This is a genomic window from Streptomyces sp. HPF1205 (assembly GCF_020400825.1).
In the GTDB taxonomy this organism is placed as follows: Bacteria; Actinomycetota; Actinomycetes; order Streptomycetales; family Streptomycetaceae; genus Actinacidiphila.
On record NZ_JAINVH010000012.1, the window covers coordinates 198,405 to 218,074 of the forward strand.

The 19,670-nt window shown below is 70.4% G+C and carries 20 protein-coding genes and 3 pseudogenes; 11 read left to right on the top strand and 12 right to left on the bottom strand.

Annotation, left to right across the window (positions count from 1 at the left end; all coding sequences use genetic code 11):
* The first annotated feature begins 328 nt into the window (after positions 1-328).
* Together K7G61_RS16405 and K7G61_RS16410 are read left to right on the top strand one after the other, a co-directional pair.
* On the top strand, positions 329-949 hold the full coding sequence (locus K7G61_RS16405) for an L-threonylcarbamoyladenylate synthase (RefSeq protein ID WP_225847583.1): 621 nt from the start codon (positions 329-331) through the stop codon (positions 947-949).
* Between the two features lie 54 nt (positions 950-1,003).
* Positions 1,004-1,171 (top strand): annotated as a pseudogene (locus K7G61_RS16410) (DNA helicase); the annotation flags it as partial.
* Between the two features lie 109 nt (positions 1,172-1,280).
* Here K7G61_RS16410 and K7G61_RS16415 read toward each other — a convergent pair.
* Entirely contained in the window at positions 1,281-1,670 is a 390-nt protein-coding gene (locus K7G61_RS16415; RefSeq protein ID WP_225847584.1) for a DUF6233 domain-containing protein, read from the bottom strand.
* A 104-nt stretch (positions 1,671-1,774) separates the two neighbouring features.
* Between K7G61_RS16415 and K7G61_RS16420 the strand changes: the two genes are divergently transcribed.
* Genes K7G61_RS16420 through K7G61_RS16430 form a run of 3 tightly spaced genes read left to right on the top strand, consistent with a single transcriptional unit; the run spans position 1,775 to position 3,803 of the window.
* A complete protein-coding gene (locus K7G61_RS16420; protein ID WP_225847585.1) occupies positions 1,775-2,446 on the top strand; it encodes a helix-turn-helix domain-containing protein in 672 nt (223 codons plus the stop codon).
* The gene (locus K7G61_RS16425) at positions 2,443-3,183 is read left to right on the top strand and encodes an SRPBCC domain-containing protein (RefSeq protein WP_225847586.1); all 741 of its coding nucleotides are present in this window, start codon (positions 2,443-2,445) and stop codon (positions 3,181-3,183) included. The genes K7G61_RS16420 and K7G61_RS16425 overlap by 4 nt, the downstream gene beginning before the upstream one ends.
* Before the next feature lie 47 nt (positions 3,184-3,230).
* Positions 3,231-3,803 carry a dihydrofolate reductase family protein gene (locus tag K7G61_RS16430; RefSeq protein WP_225847587.1) on the top strand — a complete coding sequence of 191 codons (573 nt, stop codon included), beginning with the start codon at positions 3,231-3,233 and terminating at the stop codon, positions 3,801-3,803.
* 301 nt (positions 3,804-4,104) lie between these two features.
* Here the strand turns inward: K7G61_RS16430 and K7G61_RS16435 are convergent.
* Positions 4,105-4,242: pseudogene (locus K7G61_RS16435) on the bottom strand (FAD-dependent monooxygenase); the annotation flags it as partial.
* A gap of 324 nt (positions 4,243-4,566) precedes the next feature.
* Here K7G61_RS16435 and K7G61_RS16440 point away from each other — a divergent pair.
* Positions 4,567-5,028 carry a hypothetical protein gene (locus K7G61_RS16440; protein WP_225847588.1) on the top strand — a complete coding sequence of 154 codons (462 nt, stop codon included), beginning with the start codon at positions 4,567-4,569 and terminating at the stop codon, positions 5,026-5,028.
* A 201-nt stretch (positions 5,029-5,229) separates the two neighbouring features.
* Here K7G61_RS16440 and K7G61_RS16445 read toward each other — a convergent pair.
* The 4 genes and pseudogenes from K7G61_RS16445 to K7G61_RS16460 form a co-directional block, all read right to left on the bottom strand.
* Positions 5,230-6,249 (bottom strand): annotated as a pseudogene (locus tag K7G61_RS16445) (ISAs1 family transposase); the annotation flags it as partial.
* A 149-nt stretch (positions 6,250-6,398) separates the two neighbouring features.
* Positions 6,399-7,613, bottom strand: coding sequence for an MFS transporter (locus K7G61_RS16450; RefSeq protein WP_225847590.1), 1,215 nt, complete (start codon positions 7,611-7,613; stop codon positions 6,399-6,401).
* The gene (locus tag K7G61_RS16455) at positions 7,610-8,860 is read right to left on the bottom strand and encodes a glycosyltransferase family 4 protein (protein WP_225847591.1); all 1,251 of its coding nucleotides are present in this window, start codon (positions 8,858-8,860) and stop codon (positions 7,610-7,612) included. The genes K7G61_RS16450 and K7G61_RS16455 overlap by 4 nt, the downstream gene beginning before the upstream one ends.
* A 325-nt stretch (positions 8,861-9,185) precedes the next feature.
* Entirely contained in the window at positions 9,186-9,596 is a 411-nt protein-coding gene (locus K7G61_RS16460) for a hypothetical protein (protein WP_225847592.1), read from the bottom strand.
* A 397-nt stretch (positions 9,597-9,993) separates the two neighbouring features.
* On the opposite strand from K7G61_RS16460, the gene K7G61_RS16465 reads away from it, so the two are divergent.
* Complete coding sequence (locus K7G61_RS16465; protein ID WP_308190638.1) at positions 9,994-10,428, top strand: hypothetical protein; 435 nt, start codon at positions 9,994-9,996, stop codon at positions 10,426-10,428.
* A complete protein-coding gene (locus K7G61_RS16470) occupies positions 10,425-10,703 on the top strand; it encodes a hypothetical protein (protein WP_225847593.1) in 279 nt (92 codons plus the stop codon). Before K7G61_RS16465 ends, K7G61_RS16470 begins: the two co-directional genes overlap by 4 nt.
* A 153-nt stretch (positions 10,704-10,856) precedes the next feature.
* On the opposite strand, the gene cynR is transcribed toward K7G61_RS16470, so the two are convergent.
* Positions 10,857-11,762 (bottom strand): transcriptional regulator CynR, encoded by a 906-nt coding sequence (cynR, locus tag K7G61_RS16475; RefSeq protein ID WP_225847594.1) that lies wholly within the window; start codon positions 11,760-11,762, stop codon positions 10,857-10,859.
* 124 nt (positions 11,763-11,886) lie between these two features.
* Here cynR and K7G61_RS16480 point away from each other — a divergent pair, with 124 nt between their 5' ends.
* Together K7G61_RS16480 and cynS are read left to right on the top strand one after the other, a co-directional pair.
* Positions 11,887-12,504: a carbonic anhydrase gene (locus tag K7G61_RS16480; protein ID WP_225847595.1), complete on the top strand. Its 618-nt coding sequence runs from the start codon at positions 11,887-11,889 to the stop codon at positions 12,502-12,504.
* A gap of 109 nt (positions 12,505-12,613) precedes the next feature.
* On the top strand, positions 12,614-13,084 hold the full coding sequence (gene cynS / locus K7G61_RS16485; RefSeq protein ID WP_225847596.1) for a cyanase: 471 nt from the start codon (positions 12,614-12,616) through the stop codon (positions 13,082-13,084).
* Between the two features lie 190 nt (positions 13,085-13,274).
* Here cynS and K7G61_RS16490 read toward each other — a convergent pair whose 3' ends face one another.
* The gene (locus tag K7G61_RS16490; RefSeq protein WP_225847597.1) at positions 13,275-14,951 is read right to left on the bottom strand and encodes an acetolactate synthase large subunit; all 1,677 of its coding nucleotides are present in this window, start codon (positions 14,949-14,951) and stop codon (positions 13,275-13,277) included.
* Between the two features lie 347 nt (positions 14,952-15,298).
* Here K7G61_RS16490 and K7G61_RS37300 point away from each other — a divergent pair, with 347 nt between their 5' ends.
* A complete protein-coding gene (locus K7G61_RS37300; RefSeq protein ID WP_374204143.1) occupies positions 15,299-15,598 on the top strand; it encodes a transposase in 300 nt (99 codons plus the stop codon).
* A 39-nt stretch (positions 15,599-15,637) separates the two neighbouring features.
* Here the strand turns inward: K7G61_RS37300 and K7G61_RS36450 are convergent, their stop codons facing one another.
* The 4 genes from K7G61_RS36450 to K7G61_RS16505 all read right to left on the bottom strand — a co-directional run bounded on the left by K7G61_RS36450 (position 15,638) and on the right by K7G61_RS16505 (position 18,747).
* Positions 15,638-15,760 (bottom strand): hypothetical protein, encoded by a 123-nt coding sequence (locus K7G61_RS36450; protein WP_263984455.1) that lies wholly within the window; start codon positions 15,758-15,760, stop codon positions 15,638-15,640.
* 61 nt (positions 15,761-15,821) lie between these two features.
* Complete coding sequence (locus K7G61_RS16495) at positions 15,822-16,289, bottom strand: nuclear transport factor 2 family protein (RefSeq protein WP_225847598.1); 468 nt, start codon at positions 16,287-16,289, stop codon at positions 15,822-15,824.
* Between the two features lie 14 nt (positions 16,290-16,303).
* Positions 16,304-17,251: a pyridoxamine 5'-phosphate oxidase family protein gene (locus K7G61_RS16500; protein WP_225847599.1), complete on the bottom strand. Its 948-nt coding sequence runs from the start codon at positions 17,249-17,251 to the stop codon at positions 16,304-16,306.
* Positions 17,252-17,541: 290 nt separating this feature from the next.
* Positions 17,542-18,747: an MFS transporter gene (locus K7G61_RS16505; protein ID WP_225847606.1), complete on the bottom strand. Its 1,206-nt coding sequence runs from the start codon at positions 18,745-18,747 to the stop codon at positions 17,542-17,544.
* Between the last annotated feature and the right edge of the window lie 923 nt (positions 18,748-19,670).

Below are 19,670 nucleotides of genomic sequence, written 5' to 3' on the forward strand. Positions count from 1 at the left end.
TAGCCCGTGCCCGAGCTCAGGAGACCCCCTTGGTGATGACGGCGTTCTTCTGCACCGGCGCAGCCCTCACCTTTGGCCGCCACCGGCCGGCTGCTTGCCACCTTCGTCGCCCTCCTCGCCCGGGACCCCGCCCGCCGTGCCCAGGCCCGCGAAGTACTGCGTCTCCTCCTCAACCGCCGGCCGCGATCGCAGCCAGCGGTGATCGTCACCAGTAATGGCGGGTACGCGCCCGGGCCCGCGGGCAGGCGGCCACCTCGGGGGACCCTCGCCGGGATCGACACGATCGACATCTGATCCGCGGGGTGCGCCCAGGCCCTAGGGTGGGCGGGTGGCCCGATACTTCGACGTACACCCGGACAACCCCCAGCCCCGGATCATCAGCGCCGTGGCCGACACCATCCGGTCGGGCGGGCTCGTCGCCTACCCGACCGATTCCTGCTACGCGCTCGGCTGCGGGCTGGGCAACCGCGACGGCATCGACCGCATTCGTTCCGTCCGTCACCTTGACGACCGGCACCACTTCACCCTGGTCTGCCATAATTTCGCGCAGCTCGGCCAATTCGTGCAGATCGATAATGATGTGTTCCGCGCGGTCAAGGCGGCGACTCCCGGCAGTTACACCTTCATCCTGCCCGCGACGAAGGAAGTGCCGCGCCAACTGCTGCATCCCAAGAAGCGAACCGTCGGCGTCCGTATCCCCGATCACGTCGTGACGCAGGCGCTGCTTACCGAGCTCGGTGAGCCGCTGGTCTCCAGCACTCTGCTGCTGCCCGACGAGGCCGAGCCGATGACGCAGGGCTGGGAGATCAAGGAGCGGCTCGACCATGCGCTGGACGCCGTGGTGGACTCGGGCGACTGCGGCACCGAGCCCACCAGCGTCATCGATTTCTCCGGCGATGAACCCGAAGTCCTGCGCCGCGGCTCCGGGGACCTGACGCGGTTCGAGTAACTGTCCCCTCGGCGGGCAGCGGTGGTCGCTTCGCGGCAGCGCGCACTCATCCGATGGGTCATGGTCGGCGACTTCGCCCAGGCCATCTACCACTGGCGCGGCGCCCGCGACATCATGACCGGATTCCGCGGCACCCGCCTGTCCCTGTCACGCTCTTTCCGCTTCGGCCCCGCCCTGGCCGAAGAAGCCAACCGCTGGTTCGCCATCGCCGTACCGGTCAGGACACGCCGGGCGTCCTGGGTCATGGACGGTGCGCCGGATGCCCGGCGCCTCGCGGTGGCGCCGTGCCATTGGCAAGGGCGTTACACCGGAGACAGGACCTGGGTCAGGCCTACGCGGCCCTGCCGAGTGGCCGGTCGGGGCGGCAGAGCTGACAGGTTGCGGTGTCGGGGCGCTCGAGGGCGGTGCGGGCCTGGCCGGTGGTGGCGGGCTGGGCGAGGACGCGGTAGGTGCTGCGATGCACGATCCGGGCCGACCCGGACTCGGTGCCGAAGGAGACGGCCTGTTCGATCTTCCAGTCCGGGGTGACGCCGTGTCGCTCGGTGGGCACCTGGTCGTACGCCTGGCCCTGGACCGGGTCGCAGCGCGAGGCGGGGGCCTGGAAGTCGACGGGTGCGGGTTCGTCGGTCAGGCGGCCGTACCGCTGGGTGGCGGCGGGGAGGTGGATCTGCAGGTCGTGCCACCAGGTCGTGTCGGCCTCCTTGCGTCGGCGCTTGACCACGGCATGGATGCGCCGGCCCGTCGTGGACTTCCTCGTGCAGAGACGCTCTTACCGACAACTCGAATTTTCTTGACAGGAATTCTTGTCGGTCGCATCCTGGAACGGTGCTGGATGTCGCTGTGATCGAAGAGCCCGCCGCGGCGGAGGCGTCCCTGGACCCGATACGGTCCCGGATCCTCGCCGCCCTGGCCGAGCCCGGCTCGGCCGCCATGGTGGCCGGCCGCCTTGACCTGCCCCGGCAGAAGGTCAACTACCACCTGAAGGAACTGGAGCGTCACGGGCTGGTCGAGCTCGCCGAGGAGCGGCGCAAGGGCAACGTCACCGAACGGATCTACCGCGCCACCGCCGCCTCGTACGTGATCTCCCCCAGCGCGCTGGCCGCCGTCAGTCCCGACCCCTCCCGCTCACCGGACCAGCTGTCCGCGCGGTGGCTGCTGGCGCTGGGGGCCCGGCTGGTGCAGGAGGTCGGGGCCCTGCTGACCGGTGCCTCCCGAGCCCGCATGCGGGTGAGCACTTTCGGCATCGACGCGCAGGTGCGGTTCGCCTCCGCGGCCGACCGCACGGCCTTCGCCGACGAGCTGACGCAGGCGGTCGCGGCCCTGGTCGGCCGCTACCACGACGAGTCCGCTCCGCGGGGCCGCACCCACCGGGTGGTCGTCGCACTCCACCAGATCCCCGCAGCCCAGCCCCGGGACGCGGCTGAACACACCGAACCGCGGCGGCCCGCGGCGACGGACACGACGGAACGTGAAGCAGGACAGGACGAGGAACGATGACGCATCCGTTCGAGATCGAACTGGAGACGACCCTGCCGGCCAGCCCGGAACAGGTGTGGGAGGCGATCGCCACAGGACCGGGGATCGACTCCTGGTTCATGGGGCGCAACGACGTGGAGCCGCGCGAGGGCGGAATCGCCGGCATGGACACCGGTGGCCACCGCGAGGAGGCGGTGATCACCGCGTACGAACCTGGCAGGCGCCTGGCCACGCGTACCGCCACCGCCGACGACGGCCGCTTCATGGCGTTCGAGTACCTGATCGAGGGCCGAGACCAGGGCAGCACCGTGCTGCGCGTCGTCCACAGCGGTCTGCTCGGTGACGACTGGGAGGACGAGTTCGACGCCCTGCGCCGCGGCTGGCCCTTCCATCTCCACACGCTGGGCGAGTACTTGGCGCACTTCCCCGGCCGCACCGGTGTTCCCGTGTTCGCCGTGGCGATGCCGGGCGGGCGGCCGGCGCACGAGGTGAGGGCGGCGCTCGCCCGCGCCTTGTCGCTGCCGGCGCCGGTGGCCGCGGGCACGCGGGTGCGCGCCGAGCCGGCGGGCCTTGCGCCGGTGGACGGCGAGGTGGTCTGGGCGGACGACGAGCGCTTCGCGGTCCGTACCGGCGACGCGATCCTCACCTTCCACCACGGCGCCGCCGGCCCCGTGCTGATGTTCCACCACCTGTTCGGCCCGGACACGCGCGGAGCCGAGGCCGCCTGGCAGCAGTGGCTGAACCGGCTCCTGGCCTGACCCCGGAAACCGACCGGACACCGCTCACGACAACCCGAGGAATCACCATGCGTACCCTGATCAGCACCGCGTTCATCTCCCTCGACGGCGTCGTGGAGGCCCCCGGCGGCGAACCCGGCTACCGCAACTCCGGCTGGACGTTCAAGGACGTCGAGTTCGTCCCCGAGGCCTTCGAGATCAAGGGGAGGGAGCAGGAGGAGGCCGGCGCGATGCTGATGGGCCGGGTCAGCTACGAGGCGTTCAGCCCGGTGTGGCCGGATATGGAGGAGTTCGCCCGCTACAAGGCGATGCCGAAGTACGTCGTCTCCACCACCCTCATCGAGGGCGACCTGGTCTCCGGCTGGGGACCGACCACGATCCTGCGCTCGCTCGACGAGGTCGCCGACCTGAAGGACACCGAGGGAGGCCCGATCATCGTCCACGGCAGCGCGTCCCTGAACCATGGCCTGTCCGACGCCGGCCTGATCGACCGCTACCACCTGCTCGTCCACCCGCTGCTGCTGGGCGCGGGCAAGCGCCTGTTCAGTGCCACGGACAAGGACACCCAGAAGCTGAGGCTGGTCGAGCACGACACCTACTCCAACGGCGTGCAGAAGCAGGTCTTCGACGTCGTCCGCTGACCGGGGACCCCGGGTGATCGGGGCGGGCGGCACCGGGCCGCCCGCCCCCGCGTGGACATGACGCCGCCTGCCGGCGCGGCGCCCTGTCAGGCCGTGACGGGTGTGTTCCAGGGGATGCGGTGGTCGTACTGCCGGGCCGTCTTCTCGGGGGTGGCCGGGCGGGCGACCGGCGGCAGGACGGCGTCGCGTACGACGCGGCCCACGGGCCCGCCGCCTTGTTGCTGTTGATACGGGCGCCCTGGGCGATGACCTTCTCCACCCTGGCCCGGCGGGCGCGCTCGTAGGTGGCGAAGGCCTGGTCGTACGGGAGGTCGCGCAGCGCGCGGGCGAGTTCGACGGCGCTCTCCGCGGCGAGCGAGGCGCCCTGGCCGGAGTTGGGCGACGTGGCGTGCGCGCAGTCGCCGACCAGCACGATCCGGCCGCGGTGCCAGTGCGGCACGTGCGGCAGGTCCTGCCCTCGCCGAGGGCAGGCACCTCGCCTTCGGCAACGTAGTGATCAGCCGGCAGGGGGTGCGCGGGCAGGTCGGCGTGCTGCCCTGGTCGCAGGTGGAACCGCTGCAAACGACCGCGGCGAGGCAATCGTCAAACGCTTCGGACAGCTCCGCCCGCTGGCCCGTACGCACCTCGGCTCGATCCCGAACCTGCCCATGTTCCGCACCCTTTACGAGGACCTGCGCCGGGCGCGGCCGGCCCGACGGAAGGGCTGTGTCACAGCCCCGTCACAGCGGGCGTCCGGCGGGCGGCGATCCGGCAGGCTCAACGCATGCGTACCCGACACTGCGCCGCGGCTCTGGCCTCCGCCGCGCTTTTGGGCCTCACCATGGCTGCCTGCTCGTCCTCCGGCAGCAGCGGCGACGACGCCAAGGCCACCACCACGCCGCCGACAACCACGACCGCGCCGGCCACCGCTTCCGTGACCCCCTCCGCGACCGCCGGTGCGTCCGGGCCGGCGTCGAACTACACGGTGTACCGGAACTCCGGCGGCGGCGCGGAGATGGGCATCGCCGACCTCTTCCTGCCGGACGCCACCGAGGCGACCGCACGGGCCGCGATCCAGGACTTCGTGCGGAAGAACAGCGCCAGCGTCGGCTACAGCGTCCAAGTGGTCCGCACCAAGGTCGCCGGCCAAGGGTTCGTCTGCCAGGGCCAATGGCGCAAGGACTCCGCCACCGCCAAGACCTACGGCGGGACGGTGGGGCTGACGATCACCTGCCCGAACCCGTAACCAGGGCTTCGGCGTAGTTGGCGGCCGTCCGTTTTGTGATCACGTGAGGTCGAGGAGTTCGAGGGGTCGGCGGGCGTCGCGCGCGTTGCGGCGGAGTCCGGCGGCGATGTTCTTCACGCCGCTGAGCCGTGGAGCGCCGGCCGCGAGGTTGCGCCAGGTCGCCATCGCTCGGGGAGCATTGCCGGTCCGCAGCTGGGAGGCGTCCTCGGCGAAGGTGGTGTCGCGGACGTGGTGCAGCGCCTTGATCTTCCAGTGGCCCCGGATCAGCCGTGCGGGCTGGGCGGGGTTGGCTTGCTCGGCGGTCGGGCTCGTGAGTGCGTACACGGTCGTGATCGTGGTCCTGCCGGTCTTGCGGTCGGTGCGGCGGCGTTTGATCTGGATGGCCTGGAAGGTTCCGGGGAAGAGCAGGTTGCTCATGGTGGCGGTCTTGATCCGGCGGATCTCGGGGCGGCCGTGGCCTGTGCCCCGGGTACGGCCCTGGAGCGGAATGTCCTTCCAGGGCAGGGACTTCATCTGCTTGCGCGGCTTCTTCTGGTTGCCCTTGACGATCGCGATGTAGTGGGCTCGGCGGCCGAGGAGGTGGCCGGCGTGCTCGCGGTGGGTGTGCAGCGCGTCGCTGGTAACGACCGTCCCGGCGAGGTCGGCGACGGTCTCCAGCAGCGGCTGGAAGCGGGTGGGCTCTGCGGTCTTCTCGCCGACGTCGAGCTGGGCCGGGACCGGCCCGGTGGTGTGCTCCACCGCGGCGAGCAGGTGTATCTTCCGTCCTCGGGCTTTCGCCGTGCCGCGTAGAGACTTGCCGTCCACGGACAGGCCGTGCAGTCCAGAGCCCGCAGGCCGGCGGTCGGTGAGCCAGCCGCCCACCGCCGGGTCCAGGGTATCGCCGTCGATGCGGGCGGGCAGCCGGCGGACCGTCGCTTCGGCCGGCACCAGCCGCCTGGGCAGTACCGGATCGGGTCGAACCCCGAGACGCTCCAGCACGTGCGGTGGTGCGTCCGCGATCCGCTCGCCGACCGCCAGTAGCGAGGTCGCCCCGGCCAGTACCGCGCATGCGGTCAGGGCGAGTACGACGGCCGGCGCGTGCCGCACGCCACGCGGATCGCGCGGGTCCGGGACCCGGGTCAGCCGCTCCAGCAGGCCGGGCACTTCGCCGGGCCCGACGTCGGGCTGCTCGCGGAGTTGGTCAAGGGCAGGCGGAATCGGAGATGATGCGTCGGCAGGCACGGTCTTCCAGGCAGGTCACGGGGCGTCGAGAACTCCATGATCTTGGAAACCGTGCCTGCCCTGCATCCGCCCCTGACCCCCAACGAACCATCACCAACCAGCCGACAGCCCACTACGGCGCAGCCCTGGGGGCGGGACGGGAAGGTGCTTCACACGGTCATTTCGGCCGGCACGGAGCGCCGGAGGGTCTGGCCGCCGAGGACGGTGATCAGCATGGCGAGAGTGGCGGCCAGGCCGGCGACGAGTGACACGAGGCCGAAGGAGCTTCGCTCGACCAGGAAGCCGCCGATGGCCTTTCCGGCCGAATCGCCGATGGCGTCGGCCGTGGTGATCCACATGAATGCCTCGTTGGCGAAGCGGTTCGGCACGGTGCCGTCCAGCAGGAGGTAACGGCACGTGATCATGGGGGCGGCCGGCAGGCCGACCAACAGCGTCAGTAGCACCACGGCGGGCATCGAACGCGCGAGGGAGAGCGCGGTCATCAGCAGGGCGAGGAGCAACAGGATGGCCGCGTAACGGCGGTCGACCGCGGACCTCCAGGTGCGGTGGCCGTATGCGAGCCCGCCCACGAGGCTGCCGATGGCGACCAGGGCGATCAGCAGCCCGGCGATGCCAGGGACGGCGTGCCGGGTGGCGTAGGCGGGGAGGTCGACTTCCACGACGGCGAAGGCGAAAGCGGTGGGCGCCGTCGTCGCGATCAGGACGGCCAGCGGTCCGCTGGCCATCACGGCCGGCCTGCTCCACATCTGCACTGCGGCCCGGGGTTGGCTGCGAACCGCGGACAGCCGGCTGAAGACCAGGGTCGCCGACCAGGTGAGGCAGGAGGTGGCGAGCAGGGCGAAGGTGGTCCCGGCCTGCGCGATTGCGGCACCGGCGCCGGCCGGGCCGCCGATGTATCCGATCTCCTGGAGGACCGCCTGAACCGCGTAGGCGCTCTCGCGGTCCTGCTCGCCGGTCAGCCGCGACCAGGCCGACCGCATGGCTGCGTACACCGCGGAGTAGCCGGTGCCGACGGCTGCCGAAGTCAACACCAGGACCACCAGCGGTGCGTGGGCTTCGCCGGCGGCGACCAGCGCCAGGGTGAGCACCAGGTGCGCCGTGGCGATGACGGCGAGCACGGCGGCGCCGTACCGGTCGGCCAGCCGGCCGCGCACCGGAGCGGTGGCGGCCGAGCTCAATCCGTAGCAGCCGATCACGATCCCCGCGGATCCGAACGACCCCGTGGCGTGGACCAGGAACAGCAGCATCGCGAGCGGTTCGGCGCCGACGCCTACGAACACCAGCGTGCCCACGACCGTCAGATTCCGGGTTTCGCTGCTCAGGAGGAGACGGCCGACGCGCTGACGGTCGGTCTTGGTGCTCATCGCGGGTTCTCGGCCAGGCGAGGAAGGACCGCTTCGTAGACCGCTGTGATCTGCCGCAGTGCTGCCGGTGCGCCGTAGGTCTGCTCGACCGCCGGCCCGGCCGATCGGGCGAGCGCCGCATAGCGATCGGGCTCCGCGATGATCCGCCGGACCTTCGTCGCCAGCGCGTCGAGGTCGCCCGCCGGCACCAGCATGTCCGGGCAGAGCCGGCCAACGGTCGTGCGCAGACCGCCAACGGCGAAGGCGGCCATGGGAGTTCCGACGGCCAGCGCCTCCAGTGCGACGCCGCCGAGTTCCTCGTAGGAGGAGGGCATGACGAGCGTGGTCATGACTGCGAGGGCCTCCGGGACCCGGTTGTTGGGGACGAATCCGGTGATCAGGAACTCGTCCGCCAGTCCCTCGGCGCGGATCTGCTCCTCCAGGCGCTCGCGCTGCGACCCGTCGCCGACGATCAGGAACAAGGGGTGGAGGTCGCGCAACCGCAGTGCCAGCGGCACCAGGTACTGCCAGCCCTTCTCGCTGGCAAGGCGACCGACGAAGCCGATGATCGGGCGGTGGCCGGCGGCGGACGCCCAGGCGCCGAAGTCGCCCGCGCCCGCTCGGGACACCCGGGGCGGGGCGGGCCCGGTGTCCACGATGTCCGGCACCACGGCGAAATGCTGCTCGCTCACGCCAAGGGCCTTGGCCGCAACGCGCGCTGTGCTCTCCGTCAGCGTGACGACCCGTGCCGCGCGGCGGATCGCGTGCTTCTCCGCGATGGCCCCGAAGCGCTGCTGCAGCCGGGCCATGGCGGACCGCGGGACGTAGCCCGCGAGGCGCGAGCAGTGCAGGGTGAGGACGTACGGTGCACGGACCAGCCGGGCGGCAACCGGGGCGAGCAGCAAGGTCCAGAGCGCCCCATCGGCATGGACGTGGACGAGGTCCGGCTTCCACCGCCGCAATCCGAAGCAGGCGCCGAGCGTGGCGAAGAACCACGCCGGGGTCAGCCCCACCAGACCGGTCGATTCGGAGCGGATCTCGGGAATCGGCATCCGGGCGATGCGTACGGTCAGCCCTTCCCGGTCCTCGCGGACCGGCGGGAGCCCGGGGAAGCCGACGGTCACCACCACCTGCTGCACGCCGTCCTCGGCTAGCATCCGGGACAGTCGGGTGGTCTGGATCTGCATTCCCCCGATGGAGTCGTACTCAGCGGGCCAGGCATCGACCTGGTCGTGGTAGTACCACGGTGTGAGCCGCAGGATGCGCAACGGTTCCCCCCGGTCCCTGTCGTTGCTCGGCAGATCAGGAAGGCGGCGCGGTTCCTCGGGCCCTGGGCGCGATCGATCGAACCGGATCAATTCGCACTGTCCCACGGGAACGATCCCGTCATCCCGACGAGCGTGGCCGCCAGGGCCGCCGCGGCGACGCCCAGGGATGCGGTCCGCCTCCTGGTCATTCCGCTCATGCGCAGCTTCATGTGATTCCCTTCCGAATTCGTTGCCGGCGGCGATGCGGGGCTGCGAGGGGCTTCCCGCGTGGCGCACCGGGCCGGCACTCGGACCGCGGTGAGCCCTGGGGGACGTCCGTCAGCGATCAGTTGGGGGGACCGTAGGCGTCGGCGCTGGCGACTCCCTCGTCGAGCACCCTCACCCTGAGGCTCACGCCGGGGCCGTCGTAGATGCCGTCAGGCTGCGGCTGGTTCCCCGCGGCGGACCTCGTGAGGAAGACCTCCGCGAGGCTGTTCCCATCGACGATCTCGTATACGCAGTCGGGGCTGTTGTCGACCGTCGGGTCCAGGAACATGTGGTCGTGGCCGTTGATGATCTTGGTCAACTCTAGGGCCTGGCACGCCGAGTCGGCCACCACCGGGGTGGGGGCCACGCTGGCACTGGCGATGCCCGACGTGGAGAGCACCACCGCGGTGGCGGCGACCGCCGGCACAGCGAGCCGGAGGAAGCCCTTGCGCGACCTTTTCACCGCCGCCGCCTTGACCGAGGGATTCATCACTGTCCTTTCGCCACACCGGAACCTTCCGAATGCTGACGGTGACCTTATGGACACCGGTCCGTTGACCGTCCTAGGTTCGTCCTAACGCGAGGTCGGCGAGGGGCTCGGCGCTGAGATCGTGAGGTTCCGGGGGGAACACGGGATTCGGCTTCCCGGACCACGTCCTGTGCGGTGAGGCGGGGATCCTCGTAGCGGCAGATGACGGCGGCGAGTTCGGGAACGACGACCTGCCCGCGGCGGCCCGATCACCGGCTGGATCGAAGCATTCCGGCGCGATGCGTACGCCGATGTGCCGGCTCCGGCGCCATTCACGCACGTGAGGTACATCGTGGGCTTTTGGGCGAGCGGGTGCGGGACTCGAAATATCGGCCCCCGGGGGATCGTGCCTCGTTCGGTGGCCGGCGCGGGGTCGTATCCCGTTCGGTGGCCGGCGGCCACCGGCTTCGACACCTCACTCTCGCCCATCGAGGCCGCCCGCCACGCCGGCCAGATCAAACGCCGCCGCACCGACCGCAAGACCGGCAGGACCACTGTCACGACCGTCTACGCGGTCACGAGACTGACCATCGGCCAAGCCAATCCCGCCCAGCTCGCACAGCTGATCCGAGACCACTGGAAGATCGAGGCGCTGCACCACGTCCGCGACACCACCTTCGCCGAGGACGCCTCCCGACCCCGGACCGGCAACGCTCCCCGCGCGATGACGGCCTCCTGGCGCAACCTCGCCATCGGCGCCCTCCGGCTGAACGGCGTAACGAACATCGCAGCCGGACTCCGCCGCAACACGCGCGACGCCCGCCGCCCTCTCGAACTCCTCGGCCTCGCATGATCACAAACCGGACGCTCGCCGACTACGCCGAAGCCCTGCAGAACGAGCTGCGCACGCTACGCGCCCAGAACCTGGGCGCCCGCCTCCGCAACGGCCTGGACGCCCACTCGCCGCGTGACACGGAAATGGAGGAATTGCGCAAACAACGAGACGCCGCACTTACAGCCGGCCGCCAAGCAGAGACCGCCATGCAGGCACTCCGCAACGTCAACCAGCGGCTGATGGTCGAGAACAGCCGGCTGATCGCCGCAGATGCTCCGAAACCAACCGGATAGCCCAAGCCCGCAAGCCGCCCCACCTCTGAGAACCTGCGAAGCGCCGCGATGTTCAGCGAGCCAATCTCGCTGATGCGCGGCCAAACGAGGGCAATTCAAAGCAAAGGCAGGGCGTCCCCGTGCCATGGGTCACAGCCCACTGCCGCCGCGACCTCACGGGGAGGAGTATCCGCTGGGGGCGACCCATTGTCGGGTGAGGTGGGTGAAAGCGCGGGCGGCAGCGCTTTGGTAGGAGCCCGAGCGGCAGAGCAGGGTGACAGTCCGCTCGGGCAGGGGCGGGTCGAGGCGGATGGCACGCAGATGCGGGTGATCTCGGGTGATGGCCTCGGGCAGCACAGATGCCAGAGGGGTGCGCTGGATCATTTCGGTGACGGCATTGACCGAGTTGGCTTCCATCGCGATGCGCGGTGTGGTGCGGTACTGATCGAAGTAGGTGTCGATGTGCCTGCGTGTGGCGAAGTCGCTGCTGAGCAGGGCCAGGGGGCGTTCTTCCAGTTCTCGCACGGGTAGGGGGTCTGTCCGGTCGGCGTGGGGGTGGTGGGTGCCGACGACGAGGCTGAGGGCTTCGGTGAACAAGTCGTCCGTGGTGATGCCGGGCAGGTGGGCACGGCGAAAGGCGATCCCGAGGTCGAGGTCATCGGCAAGCAGGGCGGACTCGATGCGGTCCTGTGTCATCTCCCTGATGCTCAGGGTGATGCCGGGATGCCGGACGTGAAACTGTCCGGTGAGAGGGCCGATGAGGTAGGCGGTGAAGGTGGGGGTGACCGCCAGGCGCAGGCTGCCGCGGGAGAGGTCGGCCACGTCGTGGACGGCGCGTTCGGCAGCGGCGAGTTCCTGCAGGGCGCGACGGGCGTAGTGGACGTAGGTCTCACCGGCGTCGGTGAGGCGCACGGCACGGCCCGTACGGTCCAGCAATTGCGTGCCCACCACGCGTTCCATCTGTTTGACCTGCTGGGACAGGGTCGGCTGGGAGATGTGCAGGACTTCGGCGGCGCGGGTGAAGCTGCCTTGTTCGGCGACGGCGAGCAGATAGCGCAGATGACGCAGTTCGAAGCTCATGACCTCACTATAGATGTGACCAATAGATCTTATATTCAGGGCGTCTTGGACTCTATAGGTACAGCTCATGCATGGTGGAGCTCGTCAACCCGCACCAGTCGGGCACTGGCCGAAAGGAGTGATCATGCACGAGCTCGTAGAGGGAGTCGCGCATTTCCAGCGGGGCGTCTTCCCTGCCAAGGCGGCACGCTTTCAGCACCTGGCCACCACGCACCGGCCCAGCACCCTGTTCATCAGCTGCTCCGACGCCCGCGTCATACCGGAGCTGATCACACAGAGCGAGCCGGGCGAGCTGTTCGTCATCCGGACGGCCGGGAACCTGGTGCCCGCCTACACCCCGCACGCTGACGGGGTCGCGGCGAGTGTCGAGTACGCCGTCGCCGTCCTGGGCGTGTCCGACATCGTCGTCTGCGGCCATTCCGCCTGCGGGGCGATGACCGCCCTGGCGGACGGCCACGACCTCGCCGACCTGCCGGCCGTCGCCCACTGGCTGCGACACGCGGACGCCTCCCTGGCCCGTGCGCCGCACGCGGCCAGTGCCGAGCCCGGCGAGAACAAGGTGAGCGTCCTGGTACGGAACAACGTGATCGCCCAGCTGGCGAACCTGGCAACACACCCCAGCGTCGCCCGGGCACTGGCGGCGAAGACCCTCACGCTGCGCGGCTGGGTCTACGACATCCCCACCGGCGCGGTCGACCAACTCGACCCTGGCACGGGCTCATCCGCCGCCCTCGCGGCCTGAGCCGCCCTGCCTCTCTTCCCCAGGCCGCCGTCCGGCGCTCTGGTCCCCCGACCGTTCGAGTTTGCTGTGCCCGCCGTGGAGCGGGCCGGCACATAGAAAGGAACACCTCATGGTGCACGCCCAGTTCGACCCCACTGCCCGCCAGGCTCTGGCTGCCGAAGTCGTCGAGGCGAAGACGCGCAAGGACCTGACCTGGCAGCAGCTCGCCGACGCCGGCGGCCTGTCGGTCGCCTTCACCACCGCCGCGCTGCTGGGTCAGCATCCCCTGCCGGAGGCCGCCGCCAGGGCGGTCGCCGAACTGCTGGAACTGGATGAGGCGGCGGCCGTGCTGCTTCAGGCCATCCCGGTCCGCGGCTCCATTCCCGGCGGCGTCCCGACCGACCCGACGATCTACCGCTTCTACGAGATCGTCCAGATCTACGGCACCACGCTCAAGGCCCTGGTCCACGAGCAGTTCGGCGACGGCATCATCAGCGCGATCAACTTCAAGCTCGACGTGAAGAAGGTCGCCGACCCCGAGGGCGGCGAGCGCGCGGTGATCACCCTGGACGGCAAGTACCTGCCCACCAAGCCCTTCTGACCCAGCCGTCCGCCGTGCCGGGGGCCGCTGCCGATAAGGCGCCCGGGCCGGCTCGCCGATTCGCTTCGGGCGACCAAGGCCACCATTACAGGGCTCCCCCGCCGCTTCCCGCGCCCCCAGCACGACAGGGGGTCGCGGTGAGGCGGCGGTGCCTTGCGCTCACTTGGGCCACGGGACAGTCACAACGACATCACAGTGCGGCGTCCAGTTGACCGAGGCGGGCGGTGAGCCTGAGGTTTTCGCTGTAGTCGACGGGGCAGGCGATGATGGAGACTCCGGGGTCGTCCAGTGCTGTTCGCAGCGTGGGCAGCAGTTCCTCCGCGGCGGCAATCCGATATCCCGTGGCTCCGAAGCTCTCCGCGTAGCGGACGATGTCGGGATTGCCGAAGGCGGTGGCGTCGTGTTCGCCGAGCGTCAGGTCCATCTTCCACTCGATGAGCCCGTAGCCGTTGTCCTCCCAGATCAGCACAGTGAGCGGGATAGCTTCGCGGACGGCAGTTTCGATCTCCTGGGAGTGCATGAGGAACGAACCGTCGCCGACCGCGGCCAGCACCTTGACGTCCGGTTCGGCCAGAGCCACGGCGAGCGCCCCGGGCAGTGCGAAACCCATTGCGGACAGGCCGTTGGAGATCAGGCAGGTGTTGGGCGCGTACGTGGGGTACAGCCGCGCCATCCACATCTTCAGGGCGCCGGTGTCGACGAGTACGACATCGTCGCGCCCCAGAGCGGCGCGGGTGTCGGCAACGATGCGCTGCGGTGCGAGCGGGTACCGGCCGTCGGCACGTCCGCGATCCAGCTCGGCTTGCACCATTTCGCGGCACCTGGCCGGGACCGGGCCGCGGAAGCGGTCGGAGACGGCGGCCGACAGCGCGTCCAGGGACTGCGAGATGTCGCCGATGATGCCAAGGTCGATCGAGTAGCGCGCGTCGACCTCGGCGGGGATGCGGTGCACGTGGATGATTTTCTTGTCGCGTTGGGGGTTGATCCGGGCGGGGTCGAACTCCTGCAGTTCATAGCCGACGGCGATGATCAGGTCGGCCGCGTCGAAACCGAAGTTGGTGTAGTCGCGGCGCATGAAGCCGATCGAGCCCATGGAGTTGATGAGGTCGTCGGCAATGACTCCCTTGCCATGGAAGGTGGTTGCCACTGGTAGTCCGAGGGAGCCGGCGAAAGCGGTGAGCGATGTGGCCGCGGCGTTGCGGGCGGCGCCGTGGCCGGCCAGCACGATGGGGTGGCGAGCGTTGTGCAGGAGTGCTGCGGCGCGGGCGATCTGGCCCGGCGACGGTGCCTCGGCGCGCACCACGTAGCGAGGCAGCGGTTGCAGCCCGGCGGCGGCGGGCGCGGCGTCGACGTCCTCGGGTACCGCCAGGTACACCGCGCCGGGCCGCTCGGTTTCGGCGGTCTTGAACGCGCGGCGCAGCATTTCGGGGATCGCGCTGGCGCTGGGGACGCTGGCCGACCACTTGGTGATGGGAGCAAACATGTTGACCAGGTCGACGAACTGGTGGGTTTCCTTGTAGTTGCGGTTGTGGCCGACCTGCGCCGACAGGGCAACCAAGGGGGTGCTGTTGGTCATGGCGTCGGCGACACCGAGCTGAAGGTTGATGGCTCCCGGGCCGAGCGTGGCCGAGACGACCCCGGCCGTACCAGTGACCCGGCCGTACATCTCGGCCATGAACGAGGCGGCCTGTTCATGGCGGGTCAGGATGTACCGGATGCCGGAGCGCGCCAGGGCGAAGGTCAGGTGAAGGTTCTCCTCGCCGGGAAGGCCGAAGACGACGCGGACACCTTCGTTCTCCAGGCAGCGGACCAGCAGTTCCGCTGCGCTGTGCTGATCCCGGTCTGAGAATCCGCTGGGCCCGGTCATGACACGCCTTCCTTGCCGGGGTCCATATCCAAGCTACGCCTCCTTCTGGGTCCGGACCCACCGCAGTCGCGTGGGGGGCCGCGTGGGCTGGCCCGGGGGCACTCCGAGTCCGTCACACCGTGATCACCGGCGCCTAGAGCATGGCGCGCTGGGTGGCCGATGCGAGGTCGGCGCTGCCGCGCGTTCTGGTGGCTGTGGACATGCTCGTCAAACCGGCTCGGCGGCTTCGTAGTGGTCCTCTGTTTCGCCGGTTTCGTCACCGCGCTGTACGGCGTCGGCGGCGCCGTGGCGCGGTCGCCGGTGGCGTGCTCGCGGACCGCCTGGACAGGCGGAGTGTGCGTGTTGGCATGGCCGATGGGGTCGCCGAACCCGTCGCCGAGGTGAGTACGTTGTGGCACAAGCGGCACCACGCCAGGCTTCCCGCCGCCGTACGGATCTGGACTGGGAGTTCAGCGAGCGCTGCCTGCCGATCGGCAGGTTCGCCCCCGTACCTCGCGGGTTCGGTGGTTCGCAGGGTTGCTCTGGCGGTGAAGAACGGGCGGCAGTGGCGGGAGATGCCGGGCGAGTTCGGTGCCTGGCCGACCGTCCACAACCGATTCCGGCAAGGGAGAGACGCCGACGTCCTCAAAGCCGGTTGGTGGGGCTGATGGCTGAAGCGAAGCAGGGTGAGGTGAGCCTGTCCCTGGTCACTGGTGCGACGAGGACGGGAAACCGCCCAGAAGGGCCCGCTTCGGTGCGCCAGGCTCACCGGTTTCCCGGTAGAACACCCGGTATCCAGTTACGTCGATGGTGCGGAAGCTGAGGGTCATGGCCATTCGCTCATTGCTGTGCCCAGGCGCCGTCATGGGCATCTTGGGGCGTGCGGTGGTTTCAGGCGAGGGGGAGGTCGTGCCCGGGGCCGCGCTCGCTGTCGGGGCGGGGGCCGAAGTAGCGGCGGTCTTCCTCGTTGATGGGCAGGTCGTTGATGCTGGCCTCCCGGCGGCGCATCGGACCGTTGTCGGCGAACTCCCACAGTTCGTTGCCGTAGGAGCGGAACCACTGACCTTCGGCGTTGTGCCATTCGTACTGGAAGCGGACAGCCATCCGGTTGCCACGGAAGCCCCACAGGCTCTTGAGCAGGACGTAGTCGAGTTCGTGTTCCCACTTGGCGGTCAGGAACTCGGTGATCTCTTCGCGGCCGGTGACGAGGGCATCGCGGTCACGCCAGACGGAGCCCTCGGTGCAGGCGAGGGCGACCTGACGCGGGTCGCGGGTGTTCCAGGCGTCTTCGGCGGCTTGGACCTGGGCGAGGGCGCTGTCGATGTCGAACGGAGGAAAGGGCAGGCGGCTGTCGGTCATGGCGGGGCGGTCTTTCATTGTGCGGTGGGCTGGTCGGTCAGCGGCGGGTTGCCGGGGGCTGCGGTAACTGCGTCTGCCTGGAGTGGCAGGAGGCGGCCGGCCACGAGATGGCGGGGGGTGAAGTGGACGCGGCGGCCGGTGCGGTCGTCGTCGCCGGGGATGCCCGTGCGGGTCCATTCCAGGGCGGCCAGACCGGACAGGTGCAGGGTGTGGCCGGTGGTGAAGTCGCAGAAGAGCAGGGCTGCGGCGGGGTCGGCCTGAAGATTGCCGAGGGTGTTGAACATGTTGTTGCCCCAATAGTCGGGCCACCACAGTTGTCCGTCCTCGACGCGGACGAATCCGGGAGGACCGCCGCGGTGTGAGGCGTCGTTGCCGCGGGTGGGGTGGGTGGTGCCGATCAGGAAGGTGTCGGACCGGCGGATCAGGGCGATGTCGCTGGCGGCGAGGGTGTCGGCGATCCGGACCGGCTCCCCGTGAGGGATACCTGCGGGCGTGGCGTGGAGTTGCCGGCTCTGGATGTACTGGGGACAGTTGCCGTATGCCTGCTCCACGTCGATGAGCAGGCCGTCGCTCCCGGTGTCTGAGAGGGTGCCGTTGATCCGCAGGCGTCTGCGGGTGGCGTACTCGACCACGATCAGCCCGGCCGGCTGGGCCGCCGGTAGGTGATGCAGTGGGTCGCCTTCGGCGGGCAGTGCCCGCACGGTGAGGGCTGCCGGCGAGGCGACGTGGAGGAACCCGGGCGGTCCGGTGAGCGGGGAGACCCACAGCGTGCCGTCCTTGGCGCGGGCGGTGATCGCGGCGAAGGTCCGCTCGGCCAGGAATCGGGCCACGCCGCCGCGCAGCTGGGCGGGGGCCGGCATGCCGGAGAGCCGTGCCGCGTCCATGGCTACGCCTGCCTGAAGCTGGACGTCCAGCTCGCCGTCGTGGAAGCCCACCGGAGTGCTGCGCGCCGGGTCTGTCATCGTTTTTCCTTCCACGGGCGGTCGGGGGTGTCGCCGACCGGCGGGCGAGGGGGCCGCCGGCCTGGCCCCGGTCGGGGGGTGGGGCCGGGCCGGCGGGGCGGGTGCGGGTCAGACCGCGGAGCGCGGCGTGACCACGGGCCAGTCGTTGTCGACCTTGGGCCGGATGTAGAAGTGGTTCGTCAGGTTCAGGGCCAGGTGGGCGACGGCCTCGCCGATCTCGGCGCCCGAGGCGCCCGCGTCGCGCGCGGCCTGCAGGGCGCGGTCGTCGACACGGACGCGTCCGCACGCGGTCAGCCCGCCCGTTCGGCGCGGAAGAGGGGGACGGCGAGGCCGGCGGCGAGCAATGCGGTGGCGCCGAAGGCAGTGAGCGCGACGGTGAACCCGGCCGTGAGCAGGGACTGGAAGGCGAGGCTTCCCAGGCCAAAGCCGGTGAAGAGGGCGAAGACGTTCAGGCCCATGGCCTGGCCGCGGGGGCCGGGCAGGTCGGTGACAATGCCGCCCAGGGGCGGCTGGGTCATGTCGTAGCCGAGCGACAGCGCGGTGATGATCACGACTACGGCGGGGAGGGGCGAGTCGGTGGCCAGCAGCAGCGCGCATGCGGCGGCCAGGGCCACGCCGGCGGGGATGATGCGGGCGCGGCCGTAGCGGTCGGCCAGGTGGCCGATGACTGGGCCGAGCAGAAGGCCGGGGATGCCGTAACCGAGCAGCGCGAGCCCGACGCCGACCGGGCCGAGCGCGAACCGCTGGATCAGATACAGCCCGAGCCAGGTGTAGATGCCGGAGTGCAGCATCGCGTTGAGCAGCACGTAGGCGTAGGTGCGCCGGCCGCGAGCGGTGTGCAGCAGGCGCCGGTAGCCGACGGCGACCGCGGCCAGCGGCGGGAACGTGGCGGGTCGAGGCGTGCTGGGCAGGACGCGGGCGGCCAAGGCCACGGCCAGCAGGAGGGCGCCGCCGGCGGCGGCCAGGAACAGGCCGGGCCAGCCGATGGCGGGCTCGGCCAGGGCGCCGGCGCTGGAGCCGACCGCGGTGCCGCCGGCCATGCCGCCGAACAGCCAGCCCAGCGCCTTCCCGCGCCGGGCGTAGGGAAAGACGTCCCCGATCAGGGCCAGGGAGATGGGCACCACGCCGCTGGCGCCGAGCGCGGTGGCCAGCCGCAGGCCGAGGAACGCTGCGGTGCTGTCGGCGAGGGCGGTGGCCGCGGTCAGGACGGTGAAGGCGGCCAATGAGGTGAGGATGATCGCGCGGCGGCCGATGCGGTCGGACAGCGGCCCCCATACCAGGGTCATCGCCCCGTAGGGCACCAGGTACGCGGGGACGGCCAGGCCGACGGTCTCGGGCGTGGTGTGGAAGGCCCGGGCGAGCTGCGGCAGGATCGGCGCGATCATGAACGCCTGCGCGAAAATCAGAAACGCGGCGGCGGTCAGAAGGGCCAGCAGGCCGCGGTGCTGGCTCGAACCGACGGACGCTTCGGGCTCGGACACGTGGGCGGGAGTCATGCAGGACACGCGGGTTCCTTCGTATCGATCGGCCCTGCCCGGCCGGGGCGGACGGACGCGCCCGGACCTGGTGGCGCTGGAGGTTTCAGTGGCAGGCGAGACCCGGCGCGCTGGCCGGCTCACGGTTCAGTGGCTCGCCGGCCAACGCTGCTGATGGCGGCGAACAGCAGGGTGTGGGCCGGGCGCCGATGGAGTTGGCGAAGACGGTGGTGACCGACAGGCCACGGCGGTCATTGCCCAGGCCGGGTGGAACCGGCCGGCGGCGGCCGGGACGAGCAGGTCGTTGAAGGTGAAGGCCTGCGGCGGGTGCGGGCGGGCCGAACACGATGCCGCCACCGCTGCGGTGTCTCCGGGCCTGCCGGGGTGTCGCTCATCAGGCCGGGATATCGGTCTGCGTGCAAGCGGCCCGCAGCAGCATGCGTGGCAAAAAGGGAGGCGGAAGTCGATGGCGCTCACCGCGCCGTCGCCGTTCGAGCCCCACGGCGAGTACTGAGCCCGCGCCGGCCCCCGAAGCGCCCCGCGGGGCAGGCTAGTCACAGCTGCGCGGCAGATGCTCCCGGCGCTGCACGCAGACAGCAGCTCTCGCTGTTTGAGGGCCGGCTTCTGGGGCCCCGAAGCTTGATCGTGAGTTCGGTTCCCGCGGCCTGCTCGTGCAGCCCTGCAACAACGCGCTCAGTGGCCGCGCGGTTCAGGCGCTTCGACCGACCGGCACGCTCGGGCTGTCGTGCCTCGACGGCCCGCTGTTGGCCGAGGCCACAGGCTCCGCCGCGAGAGCCAGGGCTGGCATGAAGTGACGGGGACGGTCTCACCCCACTCCCTCAGGCCTGTCCTCTGTCGGGCGCACGCACCACGTCGCGTCCGCCCCTCCGATCGACGGCCACCCGGCTGGCTCTCAACCGGGTGGCCGGCCTAGGACCTGTCGC

Bases quoted from the DNA above. Each gene is read 5' to 3' on its own strand.
- K7G61_RS36450 (WP_263984455.1), bottom strand. From the start codon at position 15,760: ATGACCCTCAGCTTCCGCACCATCGACGTAACTGGATACCGGGTGTTC.
- K7G61_RS16490 (WP_225847597.1), bottom strand. From the start codon at position 14,951: ATGACCGGGCCCAGCGGATTCTCAGACCGGGATCAGCACAGCGCAGCG.
- K7G61_RS16460 (WP_225847592.1), bottom strand. From the start codon at position 9,596: ATGAATCCCTCGGTCAAGGCGGCGGCGGTGAAAAGGTCGCGCAAGGGC.
- K7G61_RS16495 (WP_225847598.1), bottom strand. From the start codon at position 16,289: ATGACCGACAGCCGCCTGCCCTTTCCTCCGTTCGACATCGACAGCGCC.
- K7G61_RS16480 (WP_225847595.1), top strand. From the start codon at position 11,887: ATGCACGAGCTCGTAGAGGGAGTCGCGCATTTCCAGCGGGGCGTCTTC.
- cynR (WP_225847594.1), bottom strand. From the start codon at position 11,762: ATGAGCTTCGAACTGCGTCATCTGCGCTATCTGCTCGCCGTCGCCGAA.
- K7G61_RS16505 (WP_225847606.1), bottom strand. From the start codon at position 18,747: ATGACTCCCGCCCACGTGTCCGAGCCCGAAGCGTCCGTCGGTTCGAGC.
- K7G61_RS16430 (WP_225847587.1), top strand. From the start codon at position 3,231: ATGCGTACCCTGATCAGCACCGCGTTCATCTCCCTCGACGGCGTCGTG.
- K7G61_RS37300 (WP_374204143.1), top strand. From the start codon at position 15,299: ATGGCCGATGGGGTCGCCGAACCCGTCGCCGAGGTGAGTACGTTGTGG.
- K7G61_RS16470 (WP_225847593.1), top strand. From the start codon at position 10,425: ATGATCACAAACCGGACGCTCGCCGACTACGCCGAAGCCCTGCAGAAC.
- K7G61_RS16450 (WP_225847590.1), bottom strand. From the start codon at position 7,613: ATGAGCACCAAGACCGACCGTCAGCGCGTCGGCCGTCTCCTCCTGAGC.
- K7G61_RS16500 (WP_225847599.1), bottom strand. From the start codon at position 17,251: ATGACAGACCCGGCGCGCAGCACTCCGGTGGGCTTCCACGACGGCGAG.
- cynS (WP_225847596.1), top strand. From the start codon at position 12,614: ATGGTGCACGCCCAGTTCGACCCCACTGCCCGCCAGGCTCTGGCTGCC.
- K7G61_RS16440 (WP_225847588.1), top strand. From the start codon at position 4,567: ATGCGTACCCGACACTGCGCCGCGGCTCTGGCCTCCGCCGCGCTTTTG.
- K7G61_RS16425 (WP_225847586.1), top strand. From the start codon at position 2,443: ATGACGCATCCGTTCGAGATCGAACTGGAGACGACCCTGCCGGCCAGC.